The sequence below is a fragment of the uncultured Boseongicola sp. genome (genome assembly GCF_937988555.1).
Taxonomy (GTDB): Bacteria; Pseudomonadota; Alphaproteobacteria; order Rhodobacterales; family Rhodobacteraceae; genus Boseongicola.
In genome coordinates this window covers 1-12,492 of the sequence record NZ_CALJXO010000250.1, presented here as the reverse complement: position 1 = coordinate 12,492, position 12,492 = coordinate 1, and the positions used below count along the sequence as shown (strand labels likewise).

Genomic DNA, 12,492 nt, shown 5'->3' with positions numbered 1-12,492 from the left:
TGCGCACGCTCATCTGCACTAAGCCGAACAACATACTTCACTGCGGGTCCACGTTTGCCCATCCAAAAAACCTCCAAAAGTGTTTTTGAAGTGATTCAGAAAATTCAAACGCTGTCAAATATGGCGACGCGACGCACTAGGTGTGAGAGTTTACCGCAAATTGCGTGCTGCCCAGACCGTGTTTGTCGAGGTCAATCGGACAGTCCCCATGAATGGGAAAACGAACCCGAAAAAAGCGCCTGCATTTGAAAGGTTGCACAACTGGATGGGCGGATGTTGACTTGCATCAATATCACCGGGTTCCAAATCGCTCATGCTTTCCAACATATAGAGAAGGATTCTGAAAATGCTGAGCGTTTCGAAACCATCTGCCAACCGTGTAGATATCGAGCTTTCTGGTGCCCTCGATGCAGAAGCAATGAGGGCAGCTCTCGATCACCTTATCGAGAAATCCGAAGGCATCACCCAAGGTAAGATGCTCTATAGAATTTCCGACTTCGAGATGCCGACGTTGGGTGCTATGGCCGTCGAATTCCATCGGATGCCAAAGCTGTTCAGCTTGACCAGCCACTTCGACAAATGCGCAGTGCTCTCGGATACCGCATGGATCCGAACCGCGGCTGAGATCGAAGGCACCGTAATTCCGTCACTCGTAATAAAGAGCTTTGCACTTGCTGATAGCAAGGCTGCAGAAGCTTGGCTCGAAGGAGGTGGGGAGGAAAACAGTGGCGAGGAGGAAGAGGAGAACTTCCCTGTTTAAAGGGTTGTCCGCGCATTGCTGCCGGATGCGGCCGCTTGCGATCACTTAAATCAAAATCACCATCTAAGCGCCACTCTCGCTGAATGGCGCGGACTGAGCGACAGCGCCACTTTCCTAGTAGTGAACTGATACGGTGGATGGCTCCCTCTCTTTGGTTCGTATGAAACCACTTTGGCACAATCGATGCCGTTGGGTGGAAGGCATCCACCGCGTCAGTTCAGTAGAGATTGTTGGCATTCGCCCGACAGCACTGCCGGTTGCTATTAGTGTGCCATGAGCACCTTCACGGCGGTCTGTTCCGTCATTGAACGCGTCGTGCCGCCAAAGACAAACTGTTGCAGCCGCGACCGACCGAAAGCTCCCATAACCACCAGATCGGCTCCAACCTCTGTGGCCCGGTGTCTTATACACGCGCCAATCTCCTCGCCGCCGCTAGGATATTGGTTAATAGTAACGGTGCAGCCCTGATGGCTCAGCCATATTGCCAAATCGGCGCCGGGATCTTCACCATCTTGAAGTTCAGTGGCAATCGGATCGAAGCTACCGATTATGACTTCCTTTGCGGCTTTCAACATCGGCAAAGCGGCATGAGCTGCACGGGATGCCGGAAGCTCAGTGTTCCAAGCAAGAAAGACACACTCAGGTTGATCGAGCGGCAGGCCGTTCAGAACAAGTGGAATAGGGGATTCAAAAAGCACGCCATTTACGGCGGCGTGGAATGCATCCGGGTCGTCATTGCGAAGGCTCTGCGATACGGTTGCAGCATCGCAGACCAAAGCGCGTCTTGCTACGACACTCCGGACATCTGAAGGCACGCAAGATACCGCGTGGACGTCGCCAGAAGTTCCCTCACTTTCCAGTATGGCCTGTATTGCTTCGGACCTCTTTCTCAGCATCTTCCGCTGCTGTGCTATCTCTTCAGCCCATCCTGGGGCCACGTCCACACCTCCATATGGCAATACGCCGAATGAGCTAAGTGGGTAGGTCGGCACCATCGACAGGATTAGGCAAATCAAGCGACTGTTTTGTCCTGCAGCATGGGCAGCTATTTGTCTTGCCTCGCCGTCCGTGGTCGCCTCGTTCATAACAAAAAGAACGGTCTGGTTTCTCATATCGTTTCCTTTCGAAGGACTCTGAAGGTCATTTAGCGCGGCGGTATTCTGCCCTCCTGCCTGATTTCTGGGTTGGTGCAGTACCGTCGGTCGTCTCAATTCGTTAGATTTTGACACGCGGTGAGGGGACGAAATTATCTATACTCATCTCAAAACGTGCACACTGCAGGACGCGTGCCGTACAACACGTGCAGCTGTCGAACCGAGGAAATAGTCGCTTAGTCCAGGCTTGTGCGAGGCAATCACGATGCAGTCGATGCGCTTCTCTTTGGCGTATTTCAGTATCTCGGGACCAGCCGCCCCATGCAGGATTAAAGTTTTGATTTCTGAAAGCGGTCCGACAAACTTCCGCAATGCCGCCATCGCCGCTTCTCCGGCCCTAGTTTCATTCTTGCGATTGGTTTCGCTAGGGCCAAGATAATTCGGCAAAGGTTCAATCACCGTTAAAGCGGTGACTTCCGAATTGACGCCTTCCGCCAGATGCAACGCCAGTTTCAAAGCCTCTTCGTGCTTTTCGGCATGGGTCGGTTCAACCGCAACAAGAATGTTTCTGTACATAGTCTTCCCCTCCAACTCTCAAGATTGGAAGCAGATTATTGTGTCCTTCACATTGATCTGTGTCAGCTATTCTCGTCGACTTGAGCTGGTACCCAACCCGTTTTCTTTATGGACTTCGGTCAGAATGAAGGGCTTTCGCGCTCGCTTTTCAGCCAAATCACTTACCCAATTGATGATACCCGCAGCAGGCATCGCTCCGGCCTGCCGCTTGACTGGTCTTGTTTCGCTAACGTTCCGGTCTCTCAACTCATTTATGCGGCCTTTCGCTCGAATGCCAAGGGGCTTTTGCCGCCTAGCGATGAGTGGCGGCGGCGCGGATTGTAGAACCCATTGATATACTGGAAGATCGCGCCTTCTGCCTGACGGCGTGTGTCCCAACGGTTGCGCCAGATCAGCTCAGCCTTGATGGATTTGAAGAACGTCTCAACCATAGAATTGTCGTAACAATTACCTTTGCCGCTCATGGATACCTTGAACCCATGCTTTGACAGGCGTCGTTGATACTCGTTTGAACAATACTGCGACCCGCGATCGGTATGGTGAATGCAGCCTTCGGGCGGCTGTCGCAGCGCCACAGCCATGTCCAACGCCCGGATCGTCAGGTCCCGCTTCATGCGGTTGCTGACAGCCCAGCCGATGACCCGGCGAGAGTACAGATCAAGGATGACAGCCAGATACAGCCAGCCCTCACTGGTCCAGATGTAGGATATGTCGCCAGCCCATTTTTGGTTTGGGCCATCTGCAGAGAAGTCCTGATCCAGCAGGTTGGGCGCGATGTTGAACGCATGGTTGCTGTCTGTCGTGGCCTTGTATTTCTGGGTTCTGATGATCTTGATGGCGTTCTCACGCATTAACCGGCCCACGCGCCGATGCCCAACGCTCACACCCAGATCCTGCAATTGCTCAGTCATGCGGGGTCGGCCATAGCTTTGCAGGCTCAGGCGATGTTGTTCACGGATATGGGCTAGGATAACCATATCATCACGCTGACGCCGGCTCATCGGGCGCACCCTCCACGCACGAAAGCCGCGAGATGTGACCCGCATAACGCGGCACAGAAACTCAACCGGCCATTCTTCTTTCCAGGCATCGATAAAGGCGAACCTCATCGGCTTTGGCCTGCAAAGAAGATGGTGGCCTTTTTTAACACTTCCCTCTCCTCGCGAAGCAGACGGACTTCTTTGCGAAGGCGGGTGTTCTCTTTCTCGACGTCCTCGTGTGGACCAGACATTAGATCGTCATGCTGATGTTGCTGTACCCACTTGTTCAGCGTCGAAAGACCAACGCCCAAATCTGATGAAACCTGCGGCCGCGTTAAGCCGCTCGTAATCGCGATGCGCACCGCATCACGCCGAAACTCGTCTGTGTATCTCGTTGCCATTCCATATCTCCTTCATTGCAAACATTGCTCGAAAGAGACCGGAACTAAACCGCGACAAGACCACTCGCCGATCACCCCAAAGACGACGACAATGAACGCCCCGGTCGGCCCACCGACCTGCACCCGACTTCCGCCCAAAAGCGATATAAGGAAGCCTGCGACGATGGCGGTCACGAGGCCCTTTGCGGGATCGGCGCCAGATGCGATGGCGATGGCGAGGCTGAGCGGCAGGGCCACCATTGCAACGGTCAGGCCCGCCAAGGCGTCCTGCAAGAGCAAGCTGCGCGAATATCCGGGGAGGACCGTTAGTATTTTCGGCTTCATAGCTGCAGCCTAGAAGACACAGAGCACAGCGTCTTTGAAAATAAGCAGACAATGGGCCGATCCGAACAAATGTCCACATTGCCCGCTAAAAGGAACTTGGCTCTTTCAGCAGCGAGGGTCTGCTTTGAGCGGCGGACTTTGCATTTCCGCAATGATCTGCTGCCAATAGCGTTGCTGCTTTTGCGGTTTGACCCAATTTCTCATGAACTTCAGGGGCAAAAGCCTGGTCACTAATTGGAGGACGCACATATCCTTTTTGCCGCGGGAGGTCCTCCAGCACCACAAAGTCTCTAGAAACATCCTCAAAGGGGATCAGCGAGAGAAGCCGCCCGGACAAAACCGATATTTGTGCATTTGAGTAGAATGCGTTTTTGGCCAAAAGCATCTGTAGGTTGAATTTGGTCAATAAAGTCTAAAAGGTGCGGCGTGAAAAAATGCGCCCGCGCTGAGGTAGGCACCTTCTAATTTCATTGAAATAAATTGCAGTTACTCAAACCGCTGGTTGTTAATTGATCATCACGCTCGCACGCATGCTTCCAAATCTCCGGGAATCTCGCGCGTGATCTCAACTGGTTCGTCAGTGGTTGGTATCGGCATTAAGAACCGCTCATCCGTTTTTCAGTCACCGACGTCCACTTTCCGGATACTACCTTTTATTTCGGCGAACAGGTCGCCGTTCTCGTCAGCGATCTCAACCTTGCGCGTAAAAATGCGCTTGCCTATTCATCGCGGCGCTTGTGGTTAGCAAGGCACGGGATGGATTGCAGGCGCCGGGCTTTTCGATTGCGCGCGGCACGTTGGGCGCGTCGATGGCGACCCTTCGGGACCGGAAGTACCGGTGTTTTACGCGGCCGAGTTCGATGTGGGCGTCGAATTCTGGCGCGTGACTGGCGATTCCATGGAGCAAGACGCCTAAGTCTGATAGCCATTCTGAATATGCGTAGTGGAATGATTTCGCCTCCTGCGCAGATGGCGAGGGCCGGTACTGATCCATATCAAGGACGTGACCATTGAGTTTGGTAAGCTCGCGTCAAACGGTAATGCTGCGGCTGCAAAACTGAGGTTCGCTTTGGCTCAGCTAGGCATTCTCAAGGAGATCCAGATGGCACATGTTGTAGTCCTCGGCGCAGGACTTGGCGGCACAATCGCGGCCTACGAATTGCGCGACACGCTCGGGGCGGACCATTCGGTTTCAGTCGTCACAAAAGGCAACCATTTCCATTTCGTGCCGTCAAACCCATGGGTTGGCGGTGGATGGCGTGACAAGGCGGCGATAGAGGTTGATCTGGAAGCGGTCTTTGCGAAACGCAGTATTGCTTTGTATCCCCAAGGTGCCAAACGTTTGCACCCAGCGGATCGTCGTATAGAGTTGATTGGCGGCGACTCGGTCAGCTATGATTATCTGGTGATCGTGACCGGTCCCGGCCTTGCCTTGGACGAGATTGAGGGCTTTGACCCTGCTGCTCATACCCAGTCGATTTGTCTTGTCGATCATGCGCTACAGGCGAAACTGGCGGTGGATGCTTTGATTGCGAACCCGGGCCCAGTTGTGATCGGGGCGGCGCACGGGGCCTCATGTTTTGGTCGGGCTTACGAATTCGCCTTCATCCTAGACAGGGCATTGCGAGATGCAAAAGTGCGCGACCAAGTGCCTATGACTTTTGTGACATCAGAGCCGTACATCGGACATCTAGGGCTGGACGGGGTGGGCGACAACAACGGGCTTTTGGAAGGCGAGATGCGCGAGAATCAAATTAAATGGATCTGCAACGCGCGGCTTGGCAAAGTTGAGAACGACAAGGTTCTGGTCTCGGAAATTGCTGAGGATGGATCGGTTCTGAAGGCCCATGAGGTGCCGCAGGTTTTCACCATGATGCTGCCAGATTTTCGAGGTATCGAGGCTGTACGAGGTATCGAAGGGCTGACCAATCCGCGCGGTTTTACTCTGGCAGACAAGCACCAGCGTAATCCGACCTTTCCCGAGGTGTTTTCCATAGGGGTCTGCGTCGCGATCCCGCCGGTGGGCAAAACGCCAGTGCCCGTGGGCGTGCCTAAAACCGGGTTCATGATCGAGTCTATGGTGACTGCGACTGTACATAATATTAGCCGATTAACCAAGGGGCTTGCGCCTAGTGCTACCGCCACTTGGAACGCCGTCTGCCTTGCGGATTTCGGCGACAGTGGCATCGCTTTTGTTGCTCAACCGCAAACCCCACCGCGGAATGTGAACTGGTCGTCTTCCGGAAAGTGGGTGCAACTTGCCAAGATCGCCTTCGAAAAATACTTCCTTTACAAAAACCGCAGCGGCAAATCTGAACCGTTCTATGAGCGGCTCGCGATGCAGGCACTGGGGATCGATAAGCTAAAAACAGTCTAACTTGATACTAATTTTTGAAAGCCGCAACGGTCTTCCGGACCGCAACACTAACCACAATTTCCCATTGCCAAAGCGTGATGGGATGAGAAAGGATAACCTCATGTCACTTGACCGTATGGTAATGGCCTTCGCGGGCTTCATGGTACTTTTGTCACTGGCACTGACCCTTTGGGTCTCGCCCTATTTTGTCTGGCTGACGGTTTTCGTGGGCGTAAACCAAATCCAGTCCGCATTTACCGGGTTTTGCCCGGCGGCGACCGCTTTCAAATGGCTAGGTGTCAAACCCGGTACGGCCTTCTGACCTTCCGAACGTCCGACTCAACTTCGCGGGTCTGCGATTCCTCCTGTCCCCCTCTCCGCGCACGAAGTGGAATGATTATGAGAACCTTGATTGCCATAGTCGCCTTGGCTGCTTCATTGCCGCTTGCGTCGTTAGCCGAAGATTTGCAGCTGGCTGAGGTGTCGGTAACGGAATGGAAGGCGGTCTATGGTCGGATCGAAGCGCGCAGCCGCATTCCAGCCCGTGCCAGGTTGGGTGGCACACTTGTATCGCTTGAGGTCATTGAAGGTGATGTCGTGACTGCGGGGCAGGTAGTGGCGCAGGTCGTTGATGCAAAGATCAACTATCAGCTTGCGGCAATTGACGCGCAGTTGCAGGCACTGGCGGCCCAGCTAGACAATGCTAAAGGCGAACTTACGCGCGGCGAAGATCTGCTGGCGCGCGGCGTGACAACTGCGCAAAGGCTGGACGCTCTACGCACCCAGGTCGATGTGCTGATGGGCCAGATCGCGGCAGTCGGCGCTGACCGGAAAGTGGTGGAGCAGCAGGGACTTGAGGGCACGGTACTGGCCCCGATTTCGGGCCGTGTACTGGCTGTGCCGGTTGCGGCGGGTGCGGTGGTCTTGCCCGGTGAGGCCGTGGCAACCATCGGCGGTGGTGGGATATTTCTGCGCATCGCTGTGCCTGAACGTCATGCCGCTTTTTTGCAGGAAGGCGCTGCGATCGAGATTGAAACTGCCGCGGGTCCGTCGGAGGGCACGCTGGCGCGGATCTATCCGCTGATCGAAAACGGCCGGGTGATTGCGGATGTGGAGGTGCCAGATCTGCCTGAAAGCTTTATAAACGCGCGGGTGCTGGTCCGCCTTCCGATCGATACCCGCACCGCGTTGATGGTGCCAGAGACCGCCGTTATCACCCGGACTGGCCTCGATTTTGTTGAGATTGCGAGCCCCAGAGGTGCCGTATTGCGCACTGTGGTTCTGGGCCAGCGCCAGACCCTTGATGGGGCGGCGATGATCGAAGTTCTATCAGGCCTCTTGGTCGGCGACCGGGTGGTCACCGCACATGAGTGAGGCCCCTGAAACGGTTGATCTTGGTATCGCTGGTCGCTTGACACGCGCGTTCATTGCCTCGTCCTTGACGCCTTTGTTCATTCTGGCGGCGCTGGCAATGGGGCTGGTTGCACTTACATCCCTGCCGCGCGAAGAGGAACCGCAGATTTCGGTTCCGCTGGTGGATATCCATGTGCAGGCGCCGGGGCTGCGGGCCGAGGATGCAGTCAAATTGGTGACCGAACCTCTGGAAGGTATCGTCAAAGGTATCGACGGGGTGGAACACGTCTATTCCTCGACCAGAGACGATAATGCGCTGGTCACAGTGCGCTTCCAGGTTGGTACTTCGGCTGATGCGGCGGTGCTGCGGGTGCATGCCAAGATTCGGGCTAATATGGACCGTATTCCGGTTGGTATCCCCGAGCCAATAATCGTCGGGCGCGGTATTGAAGATGTAGCGATTGTGTCGTTGACGCTGGCGCCAAAACCAGGCGTCGAAGGGATCACGGCCAATGATCTGACCCGCATCGCCCGTGAATTGCGCACCCAAGTTGCTAAGACTGAGGATGTCGGGTTGACCTATCTGGTCGGCGAAGTGCCCGAACTGATCCGTGTAGCTCCTGACCCCGAACGGTTGGCGCTTTACGGTGTCACTTTGCAACAACTGGCAGTCAAGGTGGCCAATGCCAACCGGTCGCAAAACACGGGTCAGCTGCGCGATGGAGGTGATCAGATTGATCTGGTGGTAGGGGAAACGCTGGTGGCCCCAGCGCAAATCGCCAACCTTCTTCTGACCACTCGCGACGGGCGGCCTGTATATGTGGCCGATGTGGCGCAGGTAAGCTTCGTGTCGGACAGTGCCGACGTGATCGTTGCCAATGTGAGCCGAGACGAAGATGGAGCGCCTACCCGCACGCCAGCTGTAACACTGGCGGTGGCCAAGCGCGCCGGGGCCAATGCGGTTATCGTGGCTGAGGCAATCCTCCACCGGGTCGAAGCACTTGAGGGTAGCCTGATCCCGGCCACCGTCGCCGTCATTGTCACCCGAGACTACGGCGAAACTGCGAACGAAAAGGCTAATGAGCTGCTGTTCCACCTTGGCCTTGCCACCCTTTCTATCGTCGCACTGGTGTGGCTGGCCATTGGTTGGCGCGAGGCAGTGGTGGTGGCGGTTGTGATCCCGGTCACAATCTTATTGACGCTCTTCGCCGCTTGGATCATGGGCTATACGCTTAATCGGGTCTCGCTTTTCGCATTAATCTTCTCCATCGGTATTCTGGTCGACGATGCAATCGTAGTAATCGAAAATATCGCGCGGCATTGGGGGATGAGCGATGACCGCAGCCGACTGACCGGAGCGATTGAGGCGGTCGCCGAGGTTGGCAACCCGACCATCGTGGCGACGCTGACCGTCGTCGCGGCTCTGTTGCCGATGCTGTTCGTGTCTGGGCTGATGGGGCCTTACATGAGCCCGATCCCCGCGAACGCCAGCGCAGCGATGATTTTTTCTTTCTTTGTGGCCGTGATTGTCACTCCTTGGCTGATGGTAAAGGTGGCTGGCCGCACACCGATGGTGCCGCATGGCCACGATGATACCTATGGCGGCCATCCCGGCGGAATTCTGGGGCAGGTTTACGGCATGGTGGCGCGTCCTTTGCTGGCCAGCAAGACCCGAAGTCTGGCGTTTTTGTTGGTTACGGCGACCTTGTCTTTCGGCTCGCTTGGCCTTCTTTACACCGAGGATGTGACAGTCAAACTGCTACCCTTTGACAATAAATCCGAACTGTCTGTGGTCATCGACCTGCCCGAAGGCGCTTCGGTTGAGGCGACGGACCGGGTGGCACAAGACGTCGCGCGCGAGGTGTTGCAGCTTCCGGAGGTCGTCTCGGTGCAGACCCATGCCGGAACCTCCGCCCCCTTCAACTTCAATGGGCTGGTGCGGCACTACTACTTGCGCGCCGCACCCCAACTGGGGGAGGTGCAGATCACCCTGTCGCCAAAGGCCGAGCGTGACCGGCCTAGCCATGACATAGCGCTTGAAATTCGCACCCGGCTGGCGGAATTGGAATTGCCTGAGGGTAGCCGTATCAAAACGGTCGAGCCTCCGCCCGGCCCCCCGGTGCTAGCAACCTTGCTGGCCGAGGTGTACGGTCCCGATGCCGAAACAAGGCGGGCTGCGGCCAAGAAAGTGCGCGCGGCGTTTGAATCCGTGCCTTTTATCGTCGACGTCGATGACAGTTTCGGCACCCAGCCACGACGTTTGCGCGCCACAATCAGCACAGACGATCTAGAGTTCTTCAGCGTCGAGGAAAGCGATGTATTCGATACGCTTGCAATCTTGAATGGTGGGCGAACCGTGGGCTATTCGCACCGCGCTGACGGCCGCCAACCGATCCCGATCCGCATTGCGCGCGCCAAAGGCGACCGGGTGCTGGACGAACGGTTCCTGTCTACCCCAATCCCCGCGAATGTCCTGCCCGGCGCGCGCGGTGTTGTTGAGTTGGGCGACGTGATCCGCGTTACCGAAGAGCGTGCCTCATTCCCGATCTTTCGCCACAACGGACGCGATGCGGAAATGGTTACGGCCGAATTGGCTGGCGCATTTGAGGCGCCACTTTACGGCATGATCGCCGTGAGTCAGGCATTGGACGCTATGGACTGGGCGCCGGACACCAAACCGGTGATCAGCTTATATGGCCAGCCGCAAGATGAATCCGTGACCACGCTTTTGTGGGACGGCGAGTGGGAGGTAACCTATGTCACCTTCCGCGATATGGGCGCAGCCTTCGCCGTGGCGCTGCTGGGGATCTATATCCTTGTCGTCGCGCAGTTCGGATCGTTCCGGCTGCCTTTGGTCATCCTGACGCCGATACCACTGACTTTCCTCGGAATTATAGCGGGCCATTGGCTGTTTGGCGCACCGTTCTCGGCCACCTCTATGATCGGCTTCATTGCCCTAGCCGGGATCATCGTGCGCAACTCGATCCTGCTGGTCGATTTCCTCCGCCACTCGGATCCGAAGGGCAAAACCCCGGTTGAGATCCTGATCGAGGCTGGCGCAATCCGTTTCAAGCCAATCTTGTTGACGGCGATCGCGGCGATGATCGGGGCGGTCGTGATTTTGTCGGATCCGATTTTTCAGGGACTGGCAATTTCGCTCCTTTTCGGTCTTTTGTCTTCGACGCTTTTGACAGTGCTTGTGATCCCAGCCATCTACCGCGTGCTGAAAACCTAAGGACAAAAAAAGGGCGATCTCAAAGAGATTTGGCTTGAGGCCAGCATGGCGGCGGCGTTGCCCGTTTCCAACGGACAATGGCATTTGGACGAGATCTTCGTGATGATTGATGGCCGGGTAATCCCCCCTAAAATTAGTGGTCAAAAGTAGAATTTTCTCGGCAGGATATCTGAGGAGATTTTTGATGAAGACAGCACGATATAGCGACGCACAGATCATAAGCATTTTGAAACAGGCGGAGGGCGGTGTGCCGGTCTCGGAGCTTTGCCGGGAACATGGGATGAGCAGTGCAAGTTTCTACAAGTGGCGCGCCAAATTTGGCGGCATGCCCTCTCGGCAGATTGCTGCGCGATCGCCTGCCGGGTAATAGACGCCTCTTTGATTGCAGAGATGAAGGACATGGCAGAACAGAACCGTCGTCTGAGGAAGATGTACGCCGAGATGAGCATGCAGAATGAGCTGCTGAAGGAAGCCCTTGGAAAAAAGTCTTAAGGCCGTCTCGCAGACGAGAGATGGCCATGAATGCAGTCATGCAGCGGGGCACCAGTATCGCGCTAGCCTGCCGCACCTTCCAAATCAGTGAGACTTGCTATCGCTACAGCCCAGCCTTGAGCAACGAGAACGAGGAGATCGCCGATTGGTTGGAACGGTTGACGGTGAACAAGCGCACCTGGGGCTTTGGGCTGTGCTTTTTGTACCTGCGCAACGTGCAAGGCTATGGCTGGAACCACAAGCGGGTCTACCGGATCTACTGCGAACTGGAGCTGAACCTGCGGATCAAACTCAAGAAACGACTGAAGCGGGACAAACCGGAGCCCTTGGCTGTGCCGGATAGGCCAAACGAGACTTGGTCCATGGACTTCATGGCGGATCAGCTTGCAGATGGCCGGTCCGTCAGGACGCTGAACGTGCTGGATGACTTCAACCGTGAGGGTTTGTGCATTGAAGTGGACTTTTCACTGCCAGCCGAACGCGTTGTGCGCAGTCTAATCCAGATCATCGAGTGGCGCGGAAAACCAAAAGCTATTCGAGTCGACAACGGCCCCGAATATGTCAGTGGCAAGTTGATGGCCTGGGCTGAGAAACAAGGCACTCGGATCGAATACATCCAGCCCGGAAAGCCGCAGCAGAACGCCTATATCGAGCGATACAACCGCACCGTTCGCGGCGAATGGCTGGGACAATACATCTTTGAAACTATCGAGGAGGCGCAGGAACAAGCAACTGAATGGCTCTGGACTTACAACAATGAGCGACCCAACATGGGCATCGGCGGCATAACACCCGCCATGAAACTGAAAATGGCCGCCTGAATTCTACGGCTGAGCCCCATTAAAAATTGGGGGGATTACCGCCGGAGTATGGATCCTCGGCCAAAACCTGTTCGGCCTGCGCGGCCAGCGTATTGAAGCC

General features: G+C 55.7%; 9 protein-coding genes and 2 pseudogenes. 6 read left to right on the top strand and 5 right to left on the bottom strand.

What is annotated here, in order from left to right:
• Positions 1-346 precede the first annotated feature (346 nt).
• On the top strand, positions 347-760 hold the full coding sequence (locus Q1B15_RS14985) for an STAS/SEC14 domain-containing protein (protein WP_299754987.1): 414 nt from the start codon (positions 347-349) through the stop codon (positions 758-760).
• Between the two features lie 263 nt (positions 761-1,023).
• Here the strand turns inward: Q1B15_RS14985 and Q1B15_RS14980 are convergent, their stop codons facing one another.
• The 5 genes and pseudogenes from Q1B15_RS14980 to Q1B15_RS14960 form a co-directional block, all read right to left on the bottom strand.
• Entirely contained in the window at positions 1,024-1,872 is an 849-nt protein-coding gene (locus Q1B15_RS14980; RefSeq protein WP_299754985.1) for a universal stress protein, read from the bottom strand.
• A 144-nt stretch (positions 1,873-2,016) separates the two neighbouring features.
• Positions 2,017-2,430, bottom strand: a complete 414-nt coding sequence (locus Q1B15_RS14975; protein ID WP_299754983.1) for a universal stress protein — start codon at positions 2,428-2,430, stop codon at positions 2,017-2,019.
• A 251-nt stretch (positions 2,431-2,681) separates the two neighbouring features.
• Positions 2,682-3,811 (bottom strand): IS3 family transposase gene (locus Q1B15_RS14970; protein WP_299754981.1). Its coding sequence is split into 2 segments (ribosomal slippage): positions 2,682-3,577 and positions 3,577-3,811, totalling 1,131 coding nucleotides; the frame shifts between segments, so codons are not numbered across the junction.
• 69 nt (positions 3,812-3,880) lie between these two features.
• Positions 3,881-4,135, bottom strand: a pseudogene (locus Q1B15_RS14965) (SulP family inorganic anion transporter); the annotation flags it as partial.
• Positions 4,136-4,220: 85 nt separating this feature from the next.
• Complete coding sequence (locus Q1B15_RS14960) at positions 4,221-4,541, bottom strand: hypothetical protein (protein ID WP_299754977.1); 321 nt, start codon at positions 4,539-4,541, stop codon at positions 4,221-4,223.
• 696 nt (positions 4,542-5,237) lie between these two features.
• On the opposite strand from Q1B15_RS14960, the gene Q1B15_RS14955 reads away from it, so the two are divergent.
• From Q1B15_RS14955 to Q1B15_RS14935, 5 genes and pseudogenes are all read left to right on the top strand, one after another.
• Positions 5,238-6,512 (top strand): FAD/NAD(P)-binding oxidoreductase, encoded by a 1,275-nt coding sequence (locus tag Q1B15_RS14955; RefSeq protein WP_299754975.1) that lies wholly within the window; start codon positions 5,238-5,240, stop codon positions 6,510-6,512.
• 100 nt (positions 6,513-6,612) lie between these two features.
• Positions 6,613-6,813 (top strand): DUF2892 domain-containing protein, encoded by a 201-nt coding sequence (locus Q1B15_RS14950; protein WP_299754973.1) that lies wholly within the window; start codon positions 6,613-6,615, stop codon positions 6,811-6,813.
• 77 nt (positions 6,814-6,890) lie between these two features.
• The gene (locus Q1B15_RS14945) at positions 6,891-7,865 is read left to right on the top strand and encodes an efflux RND transporter periplasmic adaptor subunit (protein WP_299754970.1); all 975 of its coding nucleotides are present in this window, start codon (positions 6,891-6,893) and stop codon (positions 7,863-7,865) included.
• Positions 7,858-11,079 (top strand): efflux RND transporter permease subunit, encoded by a 3,222-nt coding sequence (locus Q1B15_RS14940; RefSeq protein WP_299754968.1) that lies wholly within the window; start codon positions 7,858-7,860, stop codon positions 11,077-11,079. The genes Q1B15_RS14945 and Q1B15_RS14940 overlap by 8 nt, the downstream gene beginning before the upstream one ends.
• 184 nt (positions 11,080-11,263) lie before the next feature.
• Positions 11,264-12,392 (top strand): annotated as a pseudogene (locus Q1B15_RS14935) (IS3 family transposase).
• Positions 12,393-12,492 lie beyond the last annotated feature (100 nt).

What these genes read in the sequence shown, in the direction of transcription:
- Q1B15_RS14955 (WP_299754975.1), top strand. Translation starts at nt 5,238, where the DNA reads ATGGCACATGTTGTAGTCCTCGGCGCAGGACTTGGCGGCACAATCGCG.
- Q1B15_RS14980 (WP_299754985.1), bottom strand. Translation starts at nt 1,872, where the DNA reads ATGAGAAACCAGACCGTTCTTTTTGTTATGAACGAGGCGACCACGGAC.
- Q1B15_RS14940 (WP_299754968.1), top strand. Translation starts at nt 7,858, where the DNA reads ATGAGTGAGGCCCCTGAAACGGTTGATCTTGGTATCGCTGGTCGCTTG.
- Q1B15_RS14985 (WP_299754987.1), top strand. Translation starts at nt 347, where the DNA reads ATGCTGAGCGTTTCGAAACCATCTGCCAACCGTGTAGATATCGAGCTT.
- Q1B15_RS14945 (WP_299754970.1), top strand. Translation starts at nt 6,891, where the DNA reads ATGAGAACCTTGATTGCCATAGTCGCCTTGGCTGCTTCATTGCCGCTT.
- Q1B15_RS14975 (WP_299754983.1), bottom strand. Translation starts at nt 2,430, where the DNA reads ATGTACAGAAACATTCTTGTTGCGGTTGAACCGACCCATGCCGAAAAG.
- Q1B15_RS14950 (WP_299754973.1), top strand. Translation starts at nt 6,613, where the DNA reads ATGTCACTTGACCGTATGGTAATGGCCTTCGCGGGCTTCATGGTACTT.